Source organism: Streptomyces sp. NPDC050703 (assembly GCF_040654435.1).
Lineage (GTDB): Bacteria > Actinomycetota > Actinomycetes > Streptomycetales > Streptomycetaceae > Streptomyces.
In genome coordinates, this window is sequence record NZ_JBFAHX010000065.1 from 1 (window position 1) to 22,844 (window position 22,844).

Consider the following 22,844-nt stretch of genomic DNA (forward strand, 5'->3'; position numbering starts at 1 on the left):
GACCCCGAGGCCATGCGCGCCCGCATGGTCAAGGAGTACAAGACCGAGCTGATGCACCCGTACTACGCGGCGGAACGCGGCCTGGTCGACGACGTCATCGACCCGGCGGAGACCCGCGAGGTCCTGATCAGCTCCCTGGCCATGCTCCGCAACAAGCACGCCGACCTGCCCTCGCGCAAGCACGGCAACCCGCCGCAGTAGTCCCGCGCCGCAGTACCCACAAGGAGAACGCCGCAGATGACTCCCCCCGACATCCGAGTGGAAAAGGGCCACGCCGAGCCCGAAGAGGTCGCGGCCATCACCGCGATCCTGCTGGCCCGCGCCGCCGCCCAGCCCGCCCCGGCTCCGCGCCGAGGCCGCGACAAGGCCGGCTGGCGCCGCCTGGAGCGCACCCCGGGCTTCCGCGCCCCCCACAGCTGGCAGGGCTGACCTTCGACCCCACGAACGCCGGACGGCTCCTCTCGGAGCCGTCCGGCGTTCGTCGTTGCCGCTTCCTCGTCCGCACGGCGTGGGCGGCGGCCCCGCGTACGGTGAACGGACAGGGCCCGCACGCCGAGGCGTGCGGGCCCTGTCCGCGTACGGGAAAGAGAGCGTACGTCAGCGGAGCCGGGCCATCAGCGCGTGTTCGACCAAGGTGATCAGCGCGCTCTTGGCGTCCGCGCGATGGCGGGCGTCCGTCGTGATGATGGGGGTGTCCGGGCCGATCTGGAGTGCTTCGCGGACCTCGTCGGGGGTATACGGCTGGTGGCCGTCGAAGCCGTTGAGGGCGATCACGAAGGGGAGGCCCGAGTTCTCGAAGTAGTCGACCGCGGGGAAGCAGTCGGCGAGGCGGCGGGTGTCGACGAGGACGACCGCGCCGATGGCGCCGCGGACCAGGTCGTCCCACATGAACCAGAAGCGGTCCTGGCCCGGCGTACCGAAGAGGTACAGGATCAGGTCCTGGTCCAGGGTGATGCGGCCGAAGTCCATGGCGACGGTGGTCGTCGTCTTGTCCCCGGTGTGGGTGAGGTCGTCGATGCCCGCGGACGCGGACGTCATGACGGCCTCGGTGCGCAGCGGGTTGATCTCAGAGACCGCCCCGACGAACGTGGTCTTGCCCACGCCGAAGCCGCCCGCCACCACGATTTTCGCGCTGGTGGTGGAGCGGGCTGTTGCTCCGCCGCTAGAGCTTGCGAAGTCCACTGAGCACCCTTTCGAGCAGTGTCACGTCTGGCTGGCCGCCGGCGGACTCGTCGCCGCCGGGCTGGTGGATGGCGACGAGTCCGGCCTCCGCCAGGTCGGCTACGAGGATTCGGGCGACGCCGAGGGGGATGGTGAGCAGTGCCGAGATCTCGGCAACCGACTTGATCTCGTGGCACAGGTTGCAGATCCGCTGGTGCTCGGGCAACTGGCCCTGGAGCTGGTGCGGTTGCGCGGTGGTGTGCACCAGCGCCTCGATGGCGAGCTGGTAGCGGGGCCTGGTGCGGCCGCCCGTCATGGCGTACGGGCGGACCAGGGGGTTGTTCGCCGACCCGGCGGGCGCCGGTGCGGGGGCGCGCCGCTGCGGCTGTACCGGCTGGATGCGGGGCGCGCGGCCCGGCGCACCCTGGTCGTACGGGCGCGGCCCCGGCTGCTGGGGCTGCGCGTACGGCTGCCGGCGGTGGCGCGGCGCGGAGGGGAAGTCGTACCGGTTGGCCCCGCCGTCGTACTGGCCGCCCTGACCATGACCAGGGGACCAGTTCGCCGATGACGGACCGTCTGGGGGTGTTGCCACGTTGCTTCCTCCTCCGACTGTGCCGGGCACCATCACTGTGGAGCCGCGTCCCGAAACCTTACGGGCACGGGACGCGAAAACGCACCGCTTGTCTGTTAGTTGAGAAGGCTCCCCTGGAGCTCCGCGCGCAGGTCCGGTGTGAGAACAGTGCCCGCACGATCGACGAGAAGTGCCATTTCGTACCCGACGAGGCCGATGTCCGCATCGGGGTGGGCGAGAACTGCGAGGGAAGAACCGTCGGAAATGGACATGATGAAGAGAAATCCTCGCTCCATCTCCACAACGGTCTGGGTCACCGCACCGCCCTCGAAGATCCGGGAGGCCCCGGCCGTGAGGGAGGTCAGACCCGACGCGACGGCCGCGAGCTGGTCGGCACGGTCGCGGGGGAAGCCTTCGGACATCGCCAGAAGGAGTCCGTCGGCGGAGACCACCACCGTGTGGGACACCCCGGGGGTGTTGTCCACGAAGTTGGTGATCAACCAGTTCAGGTTCTGCGCCGCCTGGCTCATCGGGCTCACACTAACGCTCCTGGTTGTAGGTGCTGTCAGGGCTGAAGCCCTGGCCGTTCGTGTCACTGCTCACGGTGCGTCCGCGCTGGACGCCCCGGCGGAGATTGCTCAGCCGGCCCCGAACGTCCTCGGGGTCGCGGGAGACCTGGGGGCCTCCCTGGGGGGTCTGCTCGGCGGTGCCCTCGACCAGATTGGCCTTGGGAACCCGCCGCGGGAGCCCGGACGAGGTGACCCCGCCCGCCTTCGGCTCCTTGAGGCGCTCGGCCCGCTGCCAGCGCTCGTCGTTGGACGAACGCCAGGTGTCGCTGCCGGAGTCGCCCTCGGTGTCGGATGTCCGCGGTGAACCGGCGGGGGCGCTTCCGTTGCCGCCCGAGCCGGCCGAACCGCGGCGCGGGAGGCCCGCGTCGGTCATTTCGTGGACGGTGGACGGGACCGGACCGGGACGGTCGAAGCCTACGCGTTCCGCCTCGTCCGCGGGGTCGGCCCGGACAGATTCCGGTTCCTGGGCGTACTCGTTCTGGTACCCGCCCTGGTGGCCGTCGCCGGTGGGCCAGTCGTCCTGCTGGGACCGCTCCGGATAGCTGACCGGCACGTCCTGCCGGCCGTTCTGGTAACCGTCCTGGTAGCCGTCCTGGCCGGGGAAGTACTGCTCGTTCCCGTAACCCTGCTGGTCCTGGCCCTGGCCGAAGCCGCCCTGCTGGTCGTACCCGGGCTGCTGCTGGTCGTAGGAGGGCGCCTGCTGGTCGAAGCCGGCGTTCTGCCCCTCGTACGCGGGAGCGGTCTGGTCGTACCCGCCCTGCTGGTCGAAGCCGCTCTGCTGGTCGAAGCCGGCCTGCTGGTCGTACCCGGCCTGCTGGTCGTACGAAGGCTGCTGCTCGTACGGGCCCTGCTGGTCGTAGGCGGGCGCCTGCTGGTCGTAGCCGCCCTGCCGGGGGCGCGGTTCGACCTCGTCGCGGAAGAGCGGGCGGTCGCCGCCCGGCTGCTGGGCCTGCGCTTCGAGGGCGGCCCTGCGCTCCTCGCGCATCAGGGAGCGGCCGACGGGGTCGAGCTGCGGCTGGGCCTCCTGGCCACCGTGGTACCGGCTGTCGTCGAAGCCCAGCTCGGCGGCCGTGCGTATCGGCTCGGCCTCAAGGGTCTGCTGCTCAGGGATGATCTGCGAGACGGTGAACTCGTCCTGGCCCTGCTGCTCGCCACCGCCACCGTGCGTGATCGGGTCCGGCAGCATGACGAGCGAGGTCGTGCCCGCCTGCTCGCCCGAGGGGCGGAGCTGGACGCGGATGCCGTGCCGGTCGGCGAGCCGCCCGACCACGAACAGGCCCATGCGCTGCGAGATCGCGGCGTCCACGGTCGGCGGGTTGGCCAGCTTGTGGTTGATGTCCGCGAAGTCCTCGGCGGTGAGGCCGATGCCCTTGTCGTGGATCTCGACCATGATGCGGCCGTCGGGCAGCCGGGTCGCGGTCACCCGGACCTTGGTCTGCGGCGAGGAGAACGTGGTGGCGTTCTCCAGGAGCTCGGCGAGCAGGTGCACGAGGTCGGTCACGGCGAGGCCGTGGATCTCGGCCTCCGGCACCCCGGAGAGCTCGATGCGCTCGTACTGCTCCACCTCGGACGAGGCGGCGCGCAGGACGTCGACCAGCGGGACCGGCTGGTCCCAGCGGCGGCCCGGCTCCTCGCCGGAGAGGACGAGGAGGTTCTCGCCGTTGCGGCGCATACGGGTCGCCAGGTGGTCCAGGCGGAAGAGCGACTCCAGCTGGTCCGGGTCGGCCTCGTTGTTCTCCAGGTCGGTGATGAGGGTCAGCTGGCCCTCGATCAGCGACTGGTTGCGGCGCGAGAGGTTGGTGAAGATCGCGTTGATGTTGCCCCGGAGCAGTGCCTGCTCGGCGGCGAGCCGCACGGCCTCGCGGTGCACCTGGTCGAAGGCGCGGGCGACCTCGCCGATCTCGTCCGTGGAGTTGATCGGGATGGGCTCCACCCGGGTGTCGACGCGGCCCGGGTCGGTGCGCGAGAGCTGGTCGACCAGCATCGGCAGGCGCTGCTCGGCGATGCCGAAGGCCGCGGTGCGCAGACGCCGCATCGCCGTGGACATCTGGCGGGCCATGAGCCCGGCCAGGATGAAGGCGGCGAGCAACGCGAGGACCACGATGGCGCCGGTGATGTACGCGTTGCGCTGGGCGTCGGCGGCGATGTCGGACGCCTCGTCCACGGCCTTGTCGGCGAGGTCCGACTCGATGGTGCGGTAGGCGTCGAACTTGGCGGTGGTGGTCGCCCACCAGCCCTCGCGGGTGATGCCCTTGCCGGCCAGCGCGGCGCGCGCGCTCGGCTGGGTGCTCTCCAGGCCCGCGATGGCCGAGACCATCTTCTCCTGCGAGGGCGGCGGGACGAAGGTCTTGTCCTGGGTCTTGGCGTCGGCGGCGGCCTCCTTGGCCTGCTTCTCGCCCGCGGCCGTCAGGTCCTTCTCCATCTGCTCCAGCTTGGCGACGTCCTCGGGGGTGCCGCCGCCGGTGTACTCCTCGATGGCGATGCGTTCGAGGTAGGCGTACGAGGCGAGAGAGGTGCGCTGGAGGGCCAGGGAGCCGTTGCCGGGGCCGGGCTCGACCAGGAGGTGCGTGCCGATGGACCGCTGGAGCGAGAGCGCGGCCTTGGAGAGGGAGATCGCGTAGACGGTGCGGCCGTAGCTGGTGATGTTGCCGGTGCCCAGGCCGAGTTCGTTGGCGAACTCCATCAGGGGGTGCTGGATGGCGACGTAGCCCTCTTCGGTCTTCACGCCGCTGAGCTTGGTGGTGTACGCGTTCTGGCGGAGCGGGGCGAGGTGGGGCTCGACCTTGCGGAAGCCGGCGAGGCGGCGGTTCAGCCCCTCCTTGTCCGGCATCTTCTCGGTGGCCGCCTTGAACGCGGCGGCGGCCTCGTCGGTGGCCTTGCGGGCCTTGACGACGGCCGGGTCGTTCCGCTTGCCGCTCAGCAGCGGAGCCGCGGTGAGGTCGCGCTCCTCGATGAGCCGGTTGCCGTAGTCGAGGGAGGCCCGCACCAGGCGGGCGGTGTTCTCGGCGTCCTGGGCCTCGCTCCAGGTGTCGATCGAGCCCTTCACCTGGAAGCCGCCCATGACGAGGCCGACGAGCACGGGTATGAGCAGGATCGCGTTCAGTCTCGTGGGCACACGCCAGTTGCGCGGGGACATCCGCCCGCCGGAGGGAGCCGGGGGCTCGTTGCCGGATGTGGCGGTCACGTCAACGGGGGACGCCGCTGTGCGCGGCGGCGGGGTGAAGTTGCCCCGCGCGTCCCCCGGTGTTCCCGTGGGGGGTGCCGCGGGGCTCGTCTTGCTTCGCCTCACTCGACCAACAACCTCTCGGCGGCGGCACCACTCGTGTCGTGCCGCTGTCGTCTCCAAGGCCCGTGCTACTGGGCAGTTCAGCGCATTCCAGCACGTCAGACGCTGCTGGACCAAACACCGGGAAGCGGAACCTCCGAGTGGTGTAAGCCTCAGATAAATCGGTCATAAAGAGCGAGCCCCGCCAAAAGGCGGGGCTCTCGTGCGCGCAGCGAAACCAGGTGACCGCGTCGCGTGGCGGCCACCTGGCAATTCTCTGTCGAAACGTTATGAACACGGCGTGCACTCGTGTCAAAGGACACAGGCGCCTCCGCGTTGTCTACGGCAACTACCGTATAAGACCAACCTACTTGAGTCGTGCCATAAGTGCGTGTTCGACCAGCGTGATCAGACCGCTCTTTGCGTCTGCACGGTGTCGGGCGTCCGTCGTGATGATCGGCGTGCCCGGCCCGATCTGGAGTGCTTCGCGCACCTCTTCCGGGGTGTACGGCTGGTGGCCGTCGAATCCGTTGAGGGCGATCACGAAGGGGAGGCCCGAGTTCTCGAAGTAGTCGACCGCGGGGAAGCAGTCGGCGAGGCGGCGGGTGTCGACGAGGACGACCGCGCCGATGGCGCCGCGGACCAGGTCGTCCCACATGAACCAGAAGCGGTCCTGACCGGGCGTACCGAAGAGGTACAGGATCAGGTCCTGGTCCAGGGTGATGCGGCCGAAGTCCATGGCCACCGTCGTGGTGGTCTTGTCCCCGGTGTGGGTGAGGTCGTCGATGCCCGCGGACGCGGACGTCATGACGGCCTCGGTGCGCAGCGGGTTGATCTCCGAGACGGCCCCCACGAACGTGGTCTTGCCCACGCCGAAGCCGCCCGCCACCACGATCTTGGCAGAAGTGGTGGAACGGCCTGAGTCCGAGCCGTTAGAGCTTGCGAAGTCCACTGAGCACCCTTTCGAGCAGTGTCACGTCAGGCTGGCCGCCGGCGGACTCGTCGCCGCCGGGCTGGTGGATGGCGACAAGTCCGGCCTCCGCCAGGTCCGCCACCAGAATCCGGGCGACGCCGAGCGGCATCGAAAGGAGCGCGGAGACCTCGGCCACCGACTTGACCTCACGGCAGAGGTGGCAGATCCGCTGGTGCTCGGGGAGCAGCCCCATCAGCTGCGCCGGGTCGGCCGTGGTGCTCACCAGCGCCTCTATGGCGAGCTGGTAGCGCGGCCGGGTCCGGCCGCCGGTCATCGCATAGGGACGCACCAGCGGCTGGTCGCCTTCCATTCCGTACGAGGCATCGCCGTACGGGTTGTGAGAGGCGGTGGGCGGGGTCATGGATCCTCCGGGCGGGACAGCAGGTCATCTGCGTGTGCCGTCTGACAGAGCCGGTGGGGGCAGTGTGGCGGCCGGACGGTTGGTCAGTTCGTTCGGTCGGTGGGGCGGCCGAAGGGGCAATGCTTCGTGCGTACCGGGCTGCTGCGGGCTAGTGGAGCAGGCTCCCCTGCAGCTCGGCGCGGAGGTCCGGGGTGAGGACGGCGCCCGCCCGGTCCACGAGCAGCGCCATCTCGTAGCCGACGAGGCCGATGTCGCACTCGGGGTGGGCGAGCACGGCGAGGGAGGAGCCGTCGGAGACCGACATGATGAAGAGGAACCCCCGCTCCATCTCCACCACGGTCTGCGTGACGGTGCCGCCCTCGAAGATCCGGGAGGCCCCGGCCGTGAGGGAGGTCAGGCCGGAGGCGACCGCGGCGAGCTGGTCGGCGCGGTCCCGCGGGAACCCTTCGGACATGGCCAGAAGGAGGCCGTCGGCGGAGACCACGACCGTGTGGGACACCCCGGGGGTGTTGTCCACGAAGTTGGTGATCAACCAGTTCAGATTCTGTGCCGCCTGGCTCATCGGACTCAACTAACGCTCCTGCTGGTGAGTGGGGCGAGGGAAACTGCCGGTCTGGCCGGTGCCGGCCTGGCGACCCTGCTGGATGCCCCGACGGAGATTCGTCAGCCGGCCACGTACCTCTTCGGGGGCACGCGAGACCTGCGGACCTGTGCTGTCCTGCTGCTGCTGGGCCGTGCCCGCGACCAGGTTGGCCCGCGGGACGCGGCGCGGCAGACCGGAGGTGGTGACGCCGCCCGCGGTGGGCTGCCGGACGCGCTCGGCCTGGCGGCCCAGTTCGTCGTTGGGAGAGGTGCGCCAGTTGGAGGCGGCGCCGGCTCCCACGCCGTTGCCGCTGCCCGCCTCGGGGGTCAGTGCCGGGGCCGGCTCCTGGCCCATCGGGCGCGAGGGCAGCGGACGGGAGGGCAGCGGCCGCTGGGGCTGCTGGGCCTGCTCGGGCGCCGCTTCGGGGGCCTGCCGGTTCTGCTGCGGGCTCCGCTGCGGCTCCGGGCGCCGGCCGTGCTGCTGGTCGTGCCGCGGCTCCTGCCCGTGGGCCCGCTGCGGCTCCTGCGCGGCCTGACGGCTCTGCTGTTGCTGCTGGAACCAGTTGGTCTCCAGCGTGTCGTACAGCGGAGTGGGTCCGTCACCGAGACCGGCGTCGGGAGGCAGGGGCGCCTCCAGCTCCGAGGGCAGACCGTGCTGCTGCTGCTGGTGGTTCTGGTGCGGCTGCCGGTTCTGCGGGTCCTGCTGCTGCGGCTGGTCCTGGTGCTGCGGCGGCTGGTGCTGCTGCGGCTGCTGGGGGAAGCCCTGCTGCGGCTCGCCCTGGCCCCGGCGGGGCGCGGGCGGGCGCGGCACGGTGTAGTCGGGCATCTCCCGGTTGCCGCGCCGGGCGGGGCCGTTGCCCTGGTCCTGCGGCTGCTGCGGGGCCTGCCGGGCGTCACCGGGGTTGCCGAAGACGTCCGAGCGGACGAACTGGCCCGTGGCGTCGGCGTCCTGCGGCGCCTGGGGACCGGGCGGCGGCGCGTCGAAGTCGGGGCGGGCGAACTCGGCGGTCGAGCCGGGGCCCTGCCGGTCGTCGGCGGGCAGCGCGGGCTGCGGGTACTGCCCGGTCGCCTCGTGCTCCTCGTGACCGCGCGGGGTGTCGAAGGGCTCGCGCGCCCTCTGCGGCTGCGCGTTCTCGTCGCTCCAGCTGGGCACGCGGGGCTGCGGGTTGCCGCCGGGCAGCTCGGCACGGGGGCCGCTGCCACGGGGCGGCAGCTGCGGCCGGCGCCCCTGGTCGCCGGCGTCGCCCTGCGGGTCCATGGCGTTCGTACGCTGCTGGGGGACCGGCGGCTGCGGTGCTCCGCCACGGCCGCCCTGCGGCGCCTGCGGCTGCCGTCCCGCGGGAGCCCCCGCCGGACGCTGCTGCTGGCCGGCGTCCCTGGAGGGCAGCGCGGCCCGCGGGCCGGAACCCCCCGCGACCTGCTGCCGCGGACCACCGGCACCGGCACCCTGGCGGCCGGGCGCACCCGCACCGGGGCCGCCGGGGCCGCCGGGACCACCGCTGAGCGCGGGGCCGCCGCGGCCCGGACCGCCGACGGGTCCTGGGCCCTGGCCGAGCGCGGGGTTCGCGTTGCCCGCGCCGACACCGCGGCGCGCGGCGGCGGCACCGGCCGCGGCCTGGGCGGCGGCGGGGCCACCCGTCGGGCCGGGGCCACCGGGCTTGCCCGGCATCTTCTTGCCGCCCTGGGCGACGTCGACGGGCAGCATGACCAGCGCGGTCGTACCACCGGAGTCGGAGGGGCGGAGCTGGATGCGGATGCCGTGGCGCTGCGAGAGGCGGCCGACCACGAAGAGGCCCATGCGGCGGGAGACGGAGACGTCCACGGTCGGCGGCGACGCGAGCCGCTCGTTGATCGCGGCGAGGTCCTCGGGGGAGAGGCCGATACCGGTGTCGTGGATCTCGATGAGCACGCGGCCGTCGGGCAGCGCGTGACCGGTGACCTTCACCTTGGTCTGCGGCGAGGAGAACGACGTCGCGTTCTCGAGCAGCTCGGCGAGGAGGTGCACGAGGTCGTTGACGACGCGTCCGGCGACCTCGGTCGAGGGCACCGCGGACAGCTCGATGCGCTCGTACTGCTCCACCTCGGACGCGGCGGCACGCAGCACGTCGACGAGCGGGACGGGCCGCGTCCAGCGGCGGCCCGGCTCCTCACCGGCGAGGACGAGGAGGTTCTCGCCGTTACGGCGCATGCGGGTCGCGAGGTGGTCGAGCTTGAACAGCGAGGAGAGCTGGTCGGGGTCGGCCTCGCGCGACTCCAGCTCGGAGATGAGCGAGAGCTGGCGCTGGATGAGGCCCTGGGAACGCCGCGAGAGGTTGGTGAACATCGCGTTGACGTTGCCCCGGAGGAGGGCCTGCTCGGCGGCGAGGCGGACGGCCTCGCGGTGCACGTCGTCGAAGGCCGCGGCCACCTGGCCGATCTCGTCCCTGGAGTGCACACCGACCGACTCGACGGAGGTGTCGACGTCCTGCGGGTCGGACTCGGAGAGCTGCTTGACCAGCTCGGGCAGGCGGTCCTGGGCGACCTTGGTGGCGGTGTCCTGGAGGCGGCGCAGCGAGCGGATCATGGACCGGGCGACGACGAAGGCGCCGACGAGCGACACGCCGAGCACGAGCAGGATCAGCGCACCGTTGAGGATGGCCGACTGCTCCGACTCGTTGCGCAGCTCGCGGGCCTTCTGCTCCATCTCGTTGAGCAGCGTGAGCTCGATCTTGCCCATCGCGTCGATCTTGGTGGTGTCGGCGTCGATCCAGTCCTTGTAGGACCGCTTGTCCTGGAGCTTGATGCCGCCCTCTTGTTCGAGCACGCGCTTGGCGTACTCGTTGGCTTCCTTGATGGCGACGTTGCCGCCGTCGATGGGCTTCGTCAGCTCGTCGGGGTTGCCGGCGTAGATCTTGCTGAACGAGACCAGCTCCGAGCGCTCCTTCGTGTTGGCGCTGAGGCCGAAGGTGCGGTCCGTCTCGGACATCTTGCCGTATTCGCTGTCGTTCGCGGGCAGCGCGGCGGCGATGATCGCGCGCTGCACCGACGCGTACTCCTTGGCCGAGGAGAACGCGGCCAGGGCGCGGGTGCGCTGGATCATCTCGGGGTTGGACGTGGCCTGCGCCATGTCCTGCGACAGCGCGAGGAGCTGCTCGACGAGCTGGCTGTAGGCCTCGACCGTCTGCGAGGTCGACTTCTCGTCCTTGTAGGCCTTCTTGCGGACGTCGTTGATGCCCTGGAGCTGCTGGGTGATCTGGACGGCGCTGTGGCGGACGCCGAGGAGGCCGTTCTCGCCGTCGGAGTCGTTCAGGTTCTGGGTGCCGCGCAGGAACTCCCGGTAGACCCGGTCGGTCTTCTCGCGGGCGCCCTTGACCGTGTAGTCCGAGGCGTTCGCGCCGTGGGCGAGGGGGCCCGCGGACTTGTCGCGCTCCTCCTGGAGCGCCACGGCGAGCGCGGTCGCCTGCTTGGTCATGTCGGTCAGCAGCTTCATGTTGTCGAGCTGCTGGATCTCGTCCAGGGACGAGTTGATGCGGAGCCCGCCCAGCGTGGTCGCGGTGATCACGGGGAGCGCGAGCAGCGAGACCAGGCGGGTGGAGATGCGCCAGTTGCGCAGGGCCATGCGCGAGCCGGGGCCGCTGGGCGCCTTGGCGCCGGACGGGCCCTTGCCCTTGGTGTCCTTGGCGGGGGGAGCCGCCGGACCGCTGCCCGTCACGCCCTGGCGCGCGGCTCCCTGGCCGCCGTCGCCTGGCAGGCCCTGGCCGGGGTTCTGGGCGTGCTGGGGCGAGGAGCCGCGGTCGTTGCCGCCGCGCTCCGGCTCCGCCGCGGCTTCCCCTCGGCCGGCCTGGGGAGACCCCTTGCCATCCCTCTTGAAACGTCCCTGCACTAGCGTCGCAACCTCTGGACCAGGCGTCCTGCCGCATGACGGCGGGACGGTGTCGGCGTCGTGGGGCGTGAGACGCCCCATGGGTGGTCGTGAGTGACCGGCGCTGCTTCCCCCTCCCGCCGCCACTCGGCGCTGCGTTGCGCCCCTGCGCGCCGGTTTCGATCCCGCGGCGGTCCCGGGAATTCCAGCACAGTGCAGGATCTCCAACAAGGCCCGTGTGCCGCGCCCGCACGGGGGTGACGCGGCGTGAGTGGAGGGTCACGAGACGTAGAAAGTGATCTAGAAGAAAACGGACCTTTCATGCCGTAGCCACTACGGGGAGGGGGTGTCCCAGTCTTCATGATCAGGAGCGGAATGATGCCTTCAGTGGCGCAATGTCCGTTTCCGAGGGGGTGTCGGTGAGTGCGAATTGACCGTTTTGCCTGCTCCGTCGTGAGCAAACTCACATGAAGATCATGGCGTCTTCCGGACTTTGGCCGGGAATTGGATGTTTAGCCTGACGCTTTACAGGGATGGCGAATCCGACAACCCGCGTCCGTCACGAGGCGCCTCAACCGACAAGGGCCGAACAGCAGATGAAGACTGTGCACTCGACGATGTTCCGAAACATAGCCAACCCGCGCCGCACCACGCTCGCGCACCTCAAGGACGCCGAGGGCGTCCAGGCGGCGCCGGAGCAGCCGCAGCACGCAGTCGAACTGCCGGCCCAGACGGCCAACCCGAAGCGCACGATCCTGATGGTCGCCCCGGAGACCCCGACGGCCGCCTGAGCCCCCGCCCGGCGGCCGAGGGCGAGCCGCGGGACGGCAGCAACTCCCAGCTCGCCCGGTGGTCGCGGATAAGCCGGGGGGGCCGGTGTCCCAGCCCGTCCGGCGTTTGAGGACGAGCCGCGAAGCGGCGACACGCAGCGACGAAGCCCCGGGGCGCGGCCGGGAAGCCAAGGGGCGGCCATGCGGCACCAGGGCGGAGCCCGGCGCACCAGGGCGAAGCCCGGCGGCACCCCGGGGACAAGTCGTCAGCGGGCCGCAGGCCACCGCGTTAGCCTGGGTCGTCAGACTTCACCCACCTCAAGAGGCTAGAGCGTGCGCATCGCCAGGTTCTCCATCGACGGCAATGTCGGTTACGGCGCGGTCGAGGGGGAGAGCGCCCCCGGCAAGGAGGGCGAGCTCGTCCTCGACATCATCAAGGGCATCCCGTACGCCGACTTCGAGCTGTCCGGCACCAAGGTCCCGCTGAGCAAGGTCCGCCTGCTGCCGCCGGTGCTCCCGAACAAGATCGTGGCCTACGGCCGCAACTACGCGGAGCACGCGGCGGAGCTCGGCAACGAAGTGCCGGACGCGCCCTTCGCCTTCCTCAAGCCGTCCACCTCGCTGGTCGGCTCCGGCGACGCCATCACGTACCCCTCGTTCTCCGAGGAGCTGCACCACGAGGCCGAGCTGGCCGTGGTCATCGGCCGCATGTGCCGCGAGGTCCCGCGCGAGCGGGTCAAGGACGTGATCTTCGGCTACACCTGCGCGAACGACGTCACCGCACGCGACGTGCAGCGCCGCGAGAAGCAGTGGGCCCGCGCCAAGGGCTTCGACAGCGCGTGCCCGCTCGGCCCCTGGGTGGAGACCGGGCTCGACCTGGCCGCCGCGAGCGACCTCACGGTCCAGTGCACGGTCAACGGCCGGCAGCGGCAGCTCGGCCGCACCAGCGAGATGATCCACTCCATCGAGGATCTGATCGTCAACATCTCCGAGGCCATGACGCTGCTCCCCGGCGACGTCATCCTCACGGGCACCCCGGCAGGGGTCGGCCCCCTCAACGTCGGCGACGAGGTCGCCGTCACCATCGAAGGCATCGGCACTCTCACCAACAAGGTGATCAAGCGTGGCTAACGCGACCCCCGTACGCGTACGTTTCTGTCCCTCGCCGACCGGCAACCCCCACGTGGGCCTGGTCCGCACCGCCCTGTTCAACTGGGCCTACGCCCGGCACAACGAGGGCACCCTGGTCTTCCGCATCGAGGACACCGACGCGGCGCGCGACTCGGAGGAGTCGTACGAGCAGCTCCTGGACTCGATGCGCTGGCTGGGCTTCGACTGGGACGAGGGCCCCGAGGTCGGCGGCCCCCACGCGCCCTACCGCCAGTCGCAGCGCATGGACGTCTACAAGGACGTGGCCGACAAGCTCCTCGACGGCGGCTACGCCTACCCGTGCTACTGCACCACCGAGGAGCTCGACGCCCGCCGCGAGGCCGCCCGCGCCGCCGGCAAGCCGTCCGGCTACGACGGCCACTGCCGCGACCTCACCGACGAGCAGAAGCAGGCGTACGAGGCCGAGGGACGCAGCCACATCGTCCGCTTCCGGATGCCCGACGAGGCCACCACCTTCACCGACCTGGTCCGCGGCGAGATCACCGTCCAGGCCGAGAACGTCACCGACTACGGCATCGTGCGTGCCAACGGCGCCCCGCTGTACACGCTGGTCAACCCGGTCGACGACGCCCTGATGGAGATCACCCATGTCCTGCGCGGCGAGGACCTGCTCTCCTCCACCCCCCGGCAGATCGCCCTCTACAAGGCGCTGATCGAGCTGGGCATCGCGAAGACGATCCCCGAGTTCGGCCACCTGCCGTACGTCATGGGCGAGGGCAACAAGAAGCTTTCCAAGCGTGACCCGCAGGCGTCCCTGAACCTCTACCGCGAGCGCGGCTTCCTCCCCGAGGGCCTGCTGAACTACCTGTCGCTCCTCGGCTGGTCGTTCTCCGCCGACCAGGACGTCTTCACCATCCCGGAGATGGTCGGCAAGTTCGACCTCGCGGACGTGAACGCCAACCCGGCCCGCTTCGACCTGAAGAAGGCCGAGGCGATCAACGCCGACCACATCCGCATGCTGGACGTGAAGACCTTCGCCGAGGCCTGCGAGCCCTGGCTGCGGGCCCCGCACGCCAACTGGGCGCCCGAGGAGTTCGACGAGGCCGCCTGGCAGGCCATTGCGCCGCACGCGCAGACCCGCCTGAAGGTCCTCTCCGAGATCACGGCCAACGTCGACTTCCTGTTCCGCGCGGAGCCGGTCTTCGACGAGCCGTCCTGGACGAAGGCCATGAAGGAGGGCTCCGACGCCCTGCTGCGCACGGCCCGCGCCAAGCTGGAGGCGGCCGACTGGAGCTCGCCCGAGTCCCTCAAGGACGCCGTCCTCGCGGCGGGCGAGGAGCACGGCCTCAAGCTCGGCAAGGCCCAGGCCCCGGTCCGCGTCGCCGTCACCGGCCGCACGGTCGGCCTGCCCCTCTTCGAGTCCCTGGAGATCCTGGGCAAGGAGAAGGCCCTGGCCCGCGTCGACGCCGCCCTGGCGAAGCTGACCGCGTAAGCGGCGGGCGGCTCGGCCGCGCGTACGAACCGAAGGACCCGGAAGCCGCCACGGCTCCCGGGTCCTTCGCATACGGTCGGGGCATGCCGATCAAAGCCGTGGTCTGGGACGTCGACGACACCCTCTTCGACTACGCGCGCGCCGACGCCACCGGTATGCACGCCCACCTCGCCGCCGAGGGCCTCCTGGAGCGGTACGGGTCCGCCCGGCTCGCCCTCGCCCGCTGGAAGGAGCTGACCGAGCTGCACTGGGCCCGCTTCAGCGCCGGCGGAGTCACCTTCGAGCAGCAGCGGCGCGACCGGGTGCGGGACTTCCTCGACGCCCCCGGCCTCGCCGACCCCGACGTCGACGCCTGGTTCGCGCGCTACGTCGGGCACTACGAATCGGCCTGGTCGCTCTTCCCCGACACCGTCCCCGCCCTGGACGCCCTCGCCGACGGCTACCGCCACGCGGTGCTCTCCAACTCCGCCCTGATGGTCCAGGACCGCAAGCTGCGCGTCCTCGGCGTGCGCGACCGGTTCGAGGCCGTGCTGTGCGCCGCCGACCTCGGCGTCTCCAAGCCGGCCGCCGGGGCCTTCCTCGCGGCCTGCACGCACCTGGGCCTCGCGCCCGGGGAGATCGCCTACGTCGGCGACCAGCCGGAGATCGACGCCAGGGGCGCCAGGGACGCGGGGCTCCTCGGCATCTGGCTCGACCGCGGCGGCGCGGCGGGCGGGGGGCCGCCGGGCGTGCACCGCATCAGGGACCTCTCCGAGCTGCCCGCGCTGCTGCGCACCGATACCCGTTTTGGAGCGCCGTCCACCTTCGGGTAATGTTCTTCCTGCGCCGCCCGAGAGGGCCGAAAGGTCCGGCCGGGAAGCGCAAGTCAAAGAAAACCCCGTCAAGGGGTGGCGCTTTGATGGCCTATGGTGTAATTGGCAGCACGACGGTTTCTGGTTCCGTTAGTCTAGGTTCGAGTCCTGGTAGGCCAGCTCGCAGAGCTCATCTGCAACCTGTGGATCTCATCCACAATGCCCCCGTTGTGTAGCGGCCTAGCACGCCGCCCTCTCAAGGCGGTAGCGCCGGTTCGAATCCGGTCGGGGGTACAGATCCTTCCCGCGGGGACAGATCGGGTCGCACCCACTGTCACTGATGCAGGATCGCTAGGGCCCCCGTTGTGTAGCGGCCTAGCACGCCGCCCTCTCAAGGCGGTAGCGCCGGTTCGAATCCGGTCGGGGGTACTGTCGGTACTAGACCTGGTCTAGACCACATTGGGCTATGGTGTAATTGGCAGCACGACGGTTTCTGGTTCCGTTAGTTTAGGTTCGAGTCCTGGTAGCCCAGCGTAGTACTGATCGTGTGCCCGCCATGTGTGATGTGGCAGCGCAGGATCGCTAGAGCCCCCGTTGTGTAGCGGCCTAGCACGCCGCCCTCTCAAGGCGGTAGCGCCGGTTCGAATCCGGTCGGGGGTACAGAAACGGCAAGGGGCCTTCCCGTCAGGGAGGGCCCCTTCGTCATGCCCGCTCTCGGGCCGCCGCCCCGGAGCCGGAGGGGGTGTAGCGGTCGTCCGACTCCTCCGCCTGCGCGATGCGGCGCAGACTCAGCAGCACCGGCTCGTACAGCACGGTCAGCGCCACCGCCGCCTCAAGCTGCTCGTCCGGCGACTCGTACCGCTCGATCAAGTCCAGGTCCGTCACGGCCAGTTGCCGCCCCGCGCGCGCGTAGGGCGCCAGGTCGTCCGCCGAGCACGGGTAGCCGAGCCGCGCCAGGGTGACCACGGAGGTCACCAGCATCCGGTAGGCGGGGGACTCGGCCCCGGACTCCTGGGCGTGCCGCCAGCCCAGGCGGTCCAGGAGGGTGTCCACCGTGCGGCGCGCGTCCTCCCGTACCGCGTCGTCGGTGTCGGGCTCCGGGCCGTGCGGCAGGGCCCAGACCGCCGTGCCCAGCCGGGAGCTGTGGTCCAGGGAGTCGTCCTCAAGGGCGGTGAGCACCTCGCGCGCCGACGCGATCGGCACCCGGCCCACCTGTACGAGGGCCCGCACCAGGCGCAGCCGCTGGAGGTGCGCCTCGTCGTACTCGGCCTGGGTCGCGCTGATCCGGCGGCCCGGCGGCAGCAGCCCCTCGCGCAGGTAGTACTTGATCGTGGCCGTGGGGACCGCGCTGCGCCGGCTCAGCTCCGCCAGTCTCATCGATTCGTGCCTCCTCTTGCGTCCCCGATTGGAGAGTGGCACTATCTAAGCATGGATAGCGACGCTATCCAATGTTCGGCCAGGGCTCTGTCAAGGGGGAATTCTCATGAGCGGCAAGCCGATCGAAGGACGCATGACCGCGGCGGCGGAAGGAGACGTGGTCGTCTTCCACATAGGGATGCGGATCAACGACTTCCGCGCCGTACGGAGCTGGTGGCCCGTCCTCACGGCGATGCCGCGCATGCTCAAGGAGCTGTCCCGGGACCGGTCGAGCGGCATGCTGGGGTACCGGCTGCTGCTCGGCGGACCGCGCCTGGCGTACGTGGTGCAGTACTGGGAGTCGCAGGAGAAGCTGCTCGCCTACGCGGCGGCGCCGGACAAGGCGCACCGGCCGGCGTGGTCGGCCTTCAACCGGCGGCTCAGGGAAGGCAAGGGCAAGGTCGGCTTCTGGCACGAGACCTTCGTCGTCCCCGCGGGCTCCCACGAGGCCGTCTACGTGAACATGCCCGCCTTCGGCCTGGCAGGGGCGACCGGCGTCGTCCCGGTGGGCCGCAGGGGAGAGCGGGCGGCCGACCGCCTCAAGACGGTCTGAGGGGCCGGGGCCTCCCGGGAACGGGGGGCCCGCAAAGAGAAAGACCGGAGGGGCCGCCGCGGCGTTGGGACGGCCCCTCCGGTGTTGTCGTGTGCGAGTGGGTCAGCTCGTGCGGCGCAGGGCCTCGGAGAGCCTGCCCGCGGCGTCGATGACCGCCTGGGCGTGCATCCGGCCCGGGTGGCGCGTCAGGCGCTCGATCGGCCCGGAGACCGAGACGGCGGCGACCACGCGGTTGGAGGGCCCGCGCACGGGCGCGGAGACGGACGCGACGCCCGGCTCCCGCTCGCCGATGGACTGGGCCCAGCCCCTGCGGCGTACGCCCGAGAGGGCCGTGGCCGTGAAGCGGGCGCCCTGAAGGCCGCGGTGCAGGCGCTCGGGCTCCTCCCAGGCCATCAGGATCTGCGCCGACGAGCCCGCCTTCATGGTGAGCGTCGAGCCGACGGGGACGGTGTCCCGCAGGCCGGAGAGACGCTCCGCGGCGGCCACGCAGATGCGCATGTCGCCCTGGCGGCGGTAGAGCTGCGCGCTCTCGCCCGTCACGTCCCGCAGGTGCGTGAGGACGGGGCCCGCCGTGGCGAGGAGGCGGTCCTCGCCCGCCGCCGCCGCGAGTTCCGCGAGGCGGGGGCCGAGAATGAAGCGGCCCTGCATGTCCCGCGCCACCATCCGGTGGTGTTCCAGTGCCACGGCCAGCCGGTGGGCCGTGGGTCGTGCGAGCCCGGTGGCCGCGACCAGCCCCGCGAGGGTGGCCGGGCCGGACTCCAGGGCGCTCAGGACGAGAGCCGCCTTGTCGAGAACGCCGACGCCGCTAGAGTTGTCCATGCGTCGATACTCCCGTCTCACTCTGTGAAACGCAAGTTCAATTTTTCTTGAGACGCGCCACTCTGTACGAGCGATCCGCGGACCAACGGGTCGGCGGTCGACGTGCGGCACGAGGGGTACGCGCGTCGGCGAACGGATTCTCTAGTTGGGCCGGCGACGCCGCCGGCCGGAGGGAAAGCGATGGGTAGGACACTCGCGGAGAAGGTCTGGGACGACCACGTCGTCCGGCGCGCCGAGGGCGAGCCCGACCTCCTCTTCATCGATCTGCACCTGCTGCACGAGGTGACCAGCCCCCAGGCCTTCGACGGCCTCCGCCAGGCGGGCCGCCGGGTGCGGCGGCTCGACCTCACCATCGCGACCGAGGATCACAACACCCCGACCCTCGACATCGACAAGCCGATCGCCGACCCGGTCTCGCGGGCCCAGCTGGAGACGCTGCGCAAGAACTGCGCGGAGTTCGGCGTCCGGCTGCACCCGCTGGGCGACGTCGAGCAGGGCGTCGTCCACGTGGTGGGACCGCAGCTCGGACTGACCCAGCCGGGCACCACGGTGGTCTGCGGCGACTCGCACACCTCCACCCACGGTGCCTTCGGCGCGCTGGCGTTCGGCATCGGCACCTCGCAGGTCGAGCACGTGCTCGCCACCCAGACGCTGCCGATGGCCCGCCCCAAGACCATGGCCATCACCGTCGACGGCGAGCTGCCCGACGACGTCACCGCCAAGGACCTGATCCTCGCCATCATCGCGAAGATCGGCACCGGCGGCGGCCAGGGCTACGTCCTGGAGTACCGCGGCCCGGCCATCGAGAAGCTTTCGATGGAGGCCCGCATGACCATCTGCAACATGTCCATCGAGGCGGGCGCCCGCGCCGGCATGATCGCCCCCGACCGGACCACCTTCGACTACCTCCAGGGCCGCGACCACGCCCCGAAGGGCGAGGACTGGGACGCCGCCGTCGCGTACTGGAAGACCCTGCGCACCGACGAGGACGCCGTCTTCGACGCCGAGGTCTACATCGACGCCACCGAGCTCGCGCCGTTCGTGACCTGGGGCACCAACCCGGGCCAGGGCGCCCCGCTGTCGGCCAGCGTCCCCGACCCGGCTTCGTACGAAGACGCATCGGAGCGCCACGCCGCCGAAAAGGCGCTGGAGTACATGGGGTTGACCGCGGGCCAGGCGCTGCGGGACATCGCGGTCGACACCGTCTTCGTGGGTTCCTGCACCAACGGCCGCATCGAGGACCTGCGGGCGGCCGCCGCCGTCGTCGAGGGCCGCAAGGTCGCCGACGGCGTGCGGATGCTGGTCGTCCCCGGCTCGGTCCGGGTCGCCCTGCAGGCCGTCGAGGAGGGCCTGGACAAGGTCTTCACCGCCGCCGGCGCCGAATGGCGGCACGCGGGCTGCTCGATGTGCCTCGGCATGAACCCCGACCAACTGGCCCCCGGCGAGCGCTCGGCGTCCACGTCCAACCGCAACTTCGAGGGCAGGCAGGGCAAGGGCGGGCGCACCCACCTGGTGTCCCCGCAGGTCGCCGCCGCCAGCGCGGTCACCGGCCACCTGGCATCGCCCGCCGACCTGTCCGACACCCCCGTGACCGCCGGAGTCCGATAGCCATGGAAGCATTCACCAAGCACACCGGCCGGGCCGTCCCGCTGCGCCGCAGCAACGTGGACACCGACCAGATCATCCCCGCCCACTGGCTGAAGAAGGTCACCAGGGACGGCTTCGAGGACGGTCTCTTCGAGGCCTGGCGCAAGGACGCGGAGTTCGTCCTCAACAAGCCCGAGCGCCAGGGCGCCACCGTCCTGGTGGCGGGTCCCGACTTCGGCACGGGCTCCTCGCGCGAGCACGCCGTCTGGGCCCTGCAGAACTACGGCTTCAAGACCGTGATCTCCTCCCGCTTCGCCGACATCTTCCGGGGCAACTCGCTGAAGAACGGCCTGCTCACCGTGGTGCTCGACCAGAAGGTCGTGGACGCGCTCTGGGAGCTGACCGAGAGCGACCCGCAGGCCGAGATCACCGTCGACCTGGAGGACCGCCAGGTCCGCGCGGCAGGCGTCACCGCCGACTTCGACCTCGACGAGAACGCCCGCTGGCGGCTCCTGAACGGCCTGGACGACATCAGCATCACGCTCAGGAACGAGCAGGACATCTCCGCGTACGAGAGCGGACGGCCCTCGTTCAAGCCCAGGACCGTTCAGGTCTGACGCTCCGCAACACCCCGATGTACCCCCAATCGTGGACGGTTGGGGGTACATCTGTGTGCGCCCTCCGAACGGGGGCAGACGGTCTGGTCGAGTGGCGTCAACTCCCGGACCGCGAAGGGAAGAAGAGGCTTGAAATCCCCTTGTACTCGGCCGGGCAAGGTACCCTCGAAACAGCGGCGGACGGCGGCAGTTACCCCCTGCGGAGGCGACAACTCGCCCCAGATGGCACAATCGGTGCATGGGACGTGACAGCCAACTCGAGCTCTACGGGCTCGTCGCGGACCAACTGAAGGAAGCGCACTCAAGAGTGCGCGAACTGCAAGTCCCGGAGGGCGTACGGATGGCGCTGACCCGGAAGCTGCTGGTCATTACGGCCGCGGCCAAACACGATCTCGCCGGTGCGGCAAGGCGTCTGGAGCGATTCATGGTCTCCCTCGACGAGGGCCGATTCCCGGAAGACGTCTGAGCGCCGAGCCTCAACGGGCCTTCGAGGAACTCCGAGATGGGCCAGTTCGTTGCGGCACAAGGGTGATTAGCCCGTTTCGTGTTTGATTTGCGGTATATATCTGCCTAACGTGCGAAAAAGCCGGAGTATTTCGCTCCCGGCAATGTCTCCGAAGGGGAAGACGTGAACAAGGCGCAGCTCGTAGAAGCGATTGCCGACAAGGTCGGGGGCCGTCAGCAGGCCGCCGACGCCGTGGACGCGGTCCTGGACGCCGTCGTCCGCGCCGTGGTCGGCGGAGACCGTGTTTCGGTCACCGGCTTCGGCTCGTTCGAGAAGGTCGACCGTCCGGCCCGTTACGCCCGCAACCCGCAGACCGGGGAGCGCGTACGGGTCAAGAAGACCTCGGTTCCGCGCTTCCGCGCCGGTCAGGGGTTCAAGGACCTGGTGAGCGGTTCGAAGAAGCTCCCGAAGAACGACGTCGCGGTCAAGAAGGCGCCCAAGGGCAGCCTGACCGGCGGTGCTTCGGCGACGGTCAAGAAGGCCGCGGCCAAGAAGGCGACGACCGCCAAGAAGACCGCCGCCAAGAAGGCCACGTCCACCACGACGACGGCGGCGACGGCGAAGAAGACCGCCGCGAAGAAGGCCACGCCCGCCAAGAAGACCACGGCGACGGCGAAGAAGGCCGCGGCGAAGAAGGCCACGCCCGCCAAGAAGGCGACGCCGGCCAAGACGACGGCGGCCAAGACGACGGCGGCCAAGAAGGCCACGCCCGCGAAGAAGGCCGCGCCCGCCGCCAAGAAGACGACGGCGAAGAAGACCGCTCCGGCGACGAAGGCCACCGCCAAGAAGGCGCCCGCCAAGAAGTCCACGGCGCGCAAGACGACCGCCAAGAAGGCCACCGCCCGCAAGAAGTAGGGCACACAGGGCACTCACGCGCCGGGCCGGGCTCCCACGGGGGAGCCCGGCCCGCGTCGTTGCGCCGTACGGGGGGTCGGGTACGCCGGTTCAGAACGTCTGCAGCGTCACCAGGGTGATCCGGCGCCCCTCGCCCTCGCCCTCGACCTCGATGCGCACCCGCTGCCCCGGCCGCAGCAGCCGCAGCCCGCCCGCGTCGAACGCGGGTGCCCCGAAGGGCACCGGGGTGCCGTCGTCGAGCAGCACGCTGCCGCTGCGGGTCTCGGAGTCGTACGTGTACGCGGTCGCCTGCATGGAGGGAAGCGTACTCAGTCCCCGGGGGCGCGTACGCGGTCCCCGCCGCCGGTTCAGTCGGCGATGAGCAGCCGGGCGGCCGCCGCGGCGGTGCGCGGGCCCACGCCGAGTGCGAGAGCGGCCCGCAGATCATCGCCGGTATCCACGTCCTGGCGCACGGAATCGACGCCTTCGAGCGCCATTTCCACGGCCCCCGACGCCGCGTGTCGGGCGCGGGAGTCCGTACCGAATACGGGGGACAATTCCGTTCCCGCCGCTGCCGTCAGAAGTGTCGTGCCCATTCCCGCGGTATCCGGCAGAAATGCGCGCGGGAAATGAGTGGCGCGGTCCAGTGCGCGGGCCAATTCCCTCGGCCGCAGCGCGGGCAGATCGGCGTTCAGGGCCGCGACGGCCGCTTCGGGGCGGCCCGCGCGGACGGCCGCGCTGCCGTGCCGCAGCGCGGCGTTGAGGCCCGCCCGCGGGGCGTCGGGGACCACGCGGGCCCCCAGCGCCGACAGCTCGCGCCGCGCCAGGGCGTCGTCCGTGACGACCGCCACATCCCGCACCGCCGGGCAGGCCACCGCCGCGGCCACGGTGTCCTGGGCGAAGGCCAGGGCGAGGCCGGGGCGCAGACCGTCACCGGCGGTGGCGGCCAGCCTGCTCTTGGCGCGCGCCAGCGGTTTCAGGGGTATGACCAGGGTCCACTGCACGGGCGCTCCGTCCTTGTCGTCGC

The 22,844-nt window shown here is 70.8% G+C and carries 23 protein-coding genes and 5 tRNA genes; 16 read left to right on the plus strand and 12 right to left on the minus strand.

Translation table 11 applies throughout. The annotated features are described in order from the left end of the window. The coding region (locus tag AB0I16_RS33705) for a carboxyl transferase domain-containing protein (RefSeq protein ID WP_363253492.1) at nt 1-201 on the plus strand (201 nt) is incomplete at its 5' end. 36 nt (nt 202-237) lie between these two features. Continuing rightward, nucleotides 238-429, plus strand: coding sequence for an acyl-CoA carboxylase subunit epsilon (locus AB0I16_RS33710; protein WP_363253493.1), 192 nt, complete (start codon nt 238-240; stop codon nt 427-429). Between the two features lie 168 nt (nt 430-597). Here AB0I16_RS33710 and AB0I16_RS33715 read toward each other — a convergent pair whose 3' ends face one another. From AB0I16_RS33715 to AB0I16_RS33750, 8 genes are all read right to left on the minus strand, one after another. Continuing rightward, nucleotides 598-1,182 (minus strand): ATP/GTP-binding protein, encoded by a 585-nt coding sequence (locus AB0I16_RS33715; protein WP_030361923.1) that lies wholly within the window; start codon nt 1,180-1,182, stop codon nt 598-600. Then, nucleotides 1,163-1,753 carry a DUF742 domain-containing protein gene (locus tag AB0I16_RS33720; RefSeq protein ID WP_363253494.1) on the minus strand — a complete coding sequence of 197 codons (591 nt, stop codon included), beginning with the start codon at nt 1,751-1,753 and terminating at the stop codon, nt 1,163-1,165. The genes AB0I16_RS33715 and AB0I16_RS33720 overlap by 20 nt, the downstream gene beginning before the upstream one ends. 95 nt (nt 1,754-1,848) lie before the next feature. Beyond that, nucleotides 1,849-2,262, minus strand: coding sequence for a roadblock/LC7 domain-containing protein (locus AB0I16_RS33725; RefSeq protein WP_062779227.1), 414 nt, complete (start codon nt 2,260-2,262; stop codon nt 1,849-1,851). 10 nt (nt 2,263-2,272) lie between these two features. Continuing rightward, on the minus strand, nt 2,273-5,437 hold the full coding sequence (locus AB0I16_RS33730) for a nitrate- and nitrite sensing domain-containing protein (protein WP_363253514.1): 3,165 nt from the start codon (nt 5,435-5,437) through the stop codon (nt 2,273-2,275). Between the two features lie 496 nt (nt 5,438-5,933). Further along, nucleotides 5,934-6,518, minus strand: coding sequence for an ATP/GTP-binding protein (locus AB0I16_RS33735; RefSeq protein ID WP_076684323.1), 585 nt, complete (start codon nt 6,516-6,518; stop codon nt 5,934-5,936). Further along, nucleotides 6,499-6,900 carry a DUF742 domain-containing protein gene (locus AB0I16_RS33740; protein ID WP_062779230.1) on the minus strand — a complete coding sequence of 134 codons (402 nt, stop codon included), beginning with the start codon at nt 6,898-6,900 and terminating at the stop codon, nt 6,499-6,501. The genes AB0I16_RS33735 and AB0I16_RS33740 overlap by 20 nt, the downstream gene beginning before the upstream one ends. A 148-nt stretch (nt 6,901-7,048) precedes the next feature. Beyond that, nucleotides 7,049-7,462 (minus strand): roadblock/LC7 domain-containing protein, encoded by a 414-nt coding sequence (locus AB0I16_RS33745; protein ID WP_030787430.1) that lies wholly within the window; start codon nt 7,460-7,462, stop codon nt 7,049-7,051. A gap of 9 nt (nt 7,463-7,471) precedes the next feature. Continuing rightward, nucleotides 7,472-11,344: a nitrate- and nitrite sensing domain-containing protein gene (locus AB0I16_RS33750; protein WP_363253495.1), complete on the minus strand. Its 3,873-nt coding sequence runs from the start codon at nt 11,342-11,344 to the stop codon at nt 7,472-7,474. Nucleotides 11,345-11,919: 575 nt separating this feature from the next. Between AB0I16_RS33750 and AB0I16_RS33755 the strand changes: the two genes are divergently transcribed. From AB0I16_RS33755 to AB0I16_RS33795, 9 genes are all read left to right on the plus strand, one after another. After that, a complete protein-coding gene (locus AB0I16_RS33755; protein WP_363253496.1) occupies nt 11,920-12,114 on the plus strand; it encodes a hypothetical protein in 195 nt (64 codons plus the stop codon). A 312-nt stretch (nt 12,115-12,426) separates the two neighbouring features. Continuing rightward, complete coding sequence (locus tag AB0I16_RS33760; RefSeq protein ID WP_062779239.1) at nt 12,427-13,224, plus strand: fumarylacetoacetate hydrolase family protein; 798 nt, start codon at nt 12,427-12,429, stop codon at nt 13,222-13,224. Beyond that, on the plus strand, nt 13,217-14,695 hold the full coding sequence (gltX, locus tag AB0I16_RS33765; RefSeq protein WP_363253497.1) for a glutamate--tRNA ligase: 1,479 nt from the start codon (nt 13,217-13,219) through the stop codon (nt 14,693-14,695). The genes AB0I16_RS33760 and gltX overlap by 8 nt, the downstream gene beginning before the upstream one ends. A gap of 83 nt (nt 14,696-14,778) precedes the next feature. Further along, nucleotides 14,779-15,507, plus strand: a complete 729-nt coding sequence (locus AB0I16_RS33770) for an HAD family hydrolase (RefSeq protein WP_363253498.1) — start codon at nt 14,779-14,781, stop codon at nt 15,505-15,507. Nucleotides 15,508-15,594: 87 nt separating this feature from the next. After that, a tRNA-Gln gene (locus AB0I16_RS33775) sits at nt 15,595-15,666 on the plus strand. Between the two features lie 41 nt (nt 15,667-15,707). Further along, nucleotides 15,708-15,780, plus strand: a tRNA-Glu gene (locus AB0I16_RS33780). Between the two features lie 62 nt (nt 15,781-15,842). Next, nucleotides 15,843-15,915 (plus strand) — tRNA-Glu (locus AB0I16_RS33785). A gap of 31 nt (nt 15,916-15,946) precedes the next feature. Next, nucleotides 15,947-16,018 (plus strand) — tRNA-Gln (locus tag AB0I16_RS33790). A gap of 55 nt (nt 16,019-16,073) precedes the next feature. Continuing rightward, nucleotides 16,074-16,146: transfer RNA gene (locus AB0I16_RS33795), tRNA-Glu, on the plus strand. A gap of 42 nt (nt 16,147-16,188) precedes the next feature. Here the strand turns inward: AB0I16_RS33795 and AB0I16_RS33800 are convergent. After that, entirely contained in the window at nt 16,189-16,863 is a 675-nt protein-coding gene (locus AB0I16_RS33800; protein ID WP_363253499.1) for a MerR family transcriptional regulator, read from the minus strand. A 106-nt stretch (nt 16,864-16,969) separates the two neighbouring features. Here AB0I16_RS33800 and AB0I16_RS33805 point away from each other — a divergent pair, with 106 nt between their 5' ends. Beyond that, nucleotides 16,970-17,455: a DUF4188 domain-containing protein gene (locus AB0I16_RS33805; RefSeq protein WP_363253500.1), complete on the plus strand. Its 486-nt coding sequence runs from the start codon at nt 16,970-16,972 to the stop codon at nt 17,453-17,455. A gap of 102 nt (nt 17,456-17,557) precedes the next feature. Here the strand turns inward: AB0I16_RS33805 and ndgR are convergent, their stop codons facing one another. After that, nucleotides 17,558-18,274, minus strand: a complete 717-nt coding sequence (gene ndgR, locus AB0I16_RS33810) for an IclR family transcriptional regulator NdgR (protein ID WP_030361934.1) — start codon at nt 18,272-18,274, stop codon at nt 17,558-17,560. 180 nt (nt 18,275-18,454) lie between these two features. On the opposite strand from ndgR, the gene leuC reads away from it, so the two are divergent. The 4 genes from leuC to AB0I16_RS33830 all read left to right on the plus strand — a co-directional run bounded on the left by leuC (nt 18,455) and on the right by AB0I16_RS33830 (nt 21,838). Beyond that, a complete protein-coding gene (gene leuC, locus AB0I16_RS33815; protein ID WP_363253501.1) occupies nt 18,455-19,882 on the plus strand; it encodes a 3-isopropylmalate dehydratase large subunit in 1,428 nt (475 codons plus the stop codon). 2 nt (nt 19,883-19,884) lie between these two features. Beyond that, entirely contained in the window at nt 19,885-20,478 is a 594-nt protein-coding gene (leuD, locus tag AB0I16_RS33820; RefSeq protein ID WP_363253502.1) for a 3-isopropylmalate dehydratase small subunit, read from the plus strand. Nucleotides 20,479-20,716: 238 nt separating this feature from the next. Next, entirely contained in the window at nt 20,717-20,944 is a 228-nt protein-coding gene (locus AB0I16_RS33825; protein WP_363253503.1) for a hypothetical protein, read from the plus strand. A gap of 162 nt (nt 20,945-21,106) precedes the next feature. Then, on the plus strand, nt 21,107-21,838 hold the full coding sequence (locus AB0I16_RS33830; RefSeq protein ID WP_363253504.1) for an HU family DNA-binding protein: 732 nt from the start codon (nt 21,107-21,109) through the stop codon (nt 21,836-21,838). 90 nt (nt 21,839-21,928) lie between these two features. On the opposite strand, the gene AB0I16_RS33835 is transcribed toward AB0I16_RS33830, so the two are convergent. Together AB0I16_RS33835 and cofC are read right to left on the minus strand one after the other, a co-directional pair. Next, nucleotides 21,929-22,132, minus strand: coding sequence for a hypothetical protein (locus tag AB0I16_RS33835; protein ID WP_119271230.1), 204 nt, complete (start codon nt 22,130-22,132; stop codon nt 21,929-21,931). A gap of 53 nt (nt 22,133-22,185) precedes the next feature. Continuing rightward, entirely contained in the window at nt 22,186-22,821 is a 636-nt protein-coding gene (gene cofC / locus AB0I16_RS33840) for a 2-phospho-L-lactate guanylyltransferase (RefSeq protein ID WP_363253505.1), read from the minus strand. Nucleotides 22,822-22,844: the final 23 nt, after the last annotated feature.

Bases quoted from the DNA above. Each gene is read 5' to 3' on its own strand.
- AB0I16_RS33710 (WP_363253493.1), top strand. From the start codon at position 238: ATGACTCCCCCCGACATCCGAGTGGAAAAGGGCCACGCCGAGCCCGAA.
- AB0I16_RS33725 (WP_062779227.1), bottom strand. From the start codon at position 2,262: ATGAGCCAGGCGGCGCAGAACCTGAACTGGTTGATCACCAACTTCGTG.
- AB0I16_RS33730 (WP_363253514.1), bottom strand. From the start codon at position 5,437: ATGTCCCCGCGCAACTGGCGTGTGCCCACGAGACTGAACGCGATCCTG.
- AB0I16_RS33740 (WP_062779230.1), bottom strand. From the start codon at position 6,900: ATGACCCCGCCCACCGCCTCTCACAACCCGTACGGCGATGCCTCGTAC.
- AB0I16_RS33745 (WP_030787430.1), bottom strand. From the start codon at position 7,462: ATGAGCCAGGCGGCACAGAATCTGAACTGGTTGATCACCAACTTCGTG.
- AB0I16_RS33755 (WP_363253496.1), top strand. From the start codon at position 11,920: ATGAAGACTGTGCACTCGACGATGTTCCGAAACATAGCCAACCCGCGC.
- AB0I16_RS33770 (WP_363253498.1), top strand. From the start codon at position 14,779: ATGCCGATCAAAGCCGTGGTCTGGGACGTCGACGACACCCTCTTCGAC.
- AB0I16_RS33800 (WP_363253499.1), bottom strand. From the start codon at position 16,863: ATGAGACTGGCGGAGCTGAGCCGGCGCAGCGCGGTCCCCACGGCCACG.
- AB0I16_RS33805 (WP_363253500.1), top strand. From the start codon at position 16,970: ATGAGCGGCAAGCCGATCGAAGGACGCATGACCGCGGCGGCGGAAGGA.
- ndgR (WP_030361934.1), bottom strand. From the start codon at position 18,274: ATGGACAACTCTAGCGGCGTCGGCGTTCTCGACAAGGCGGCTCTCGTC.
- leuC (WP_363253501.1), top strand. From the start codon at position 18,455: ATGGGTAGGACACTCGCGGAGAAGGTCTGGGACGACCACGTCGTCCGG.
- leuD (WP_363253502.1), top strand. From the start codon at position 19,885: ATGGAAGCATTCACCAAGCACACCGGCCGGGCCGTCCCGCTGCGCCGC.
- AB0I16_RS33825 (WP_363253503.1), top strand. From the start codon at position 20,717: ATGGGACGTGACAGCCAACTCGAGCTCTACGGGCTCGTCGCGGACCAA.
- AB0I16_RS33835 (WP_119271230.1), bottom strand. From the start codon at position 22,132: ATGCAGGCGACCGCGTACACGTACGACTCCGAGACCCGCAGCGGCAGC.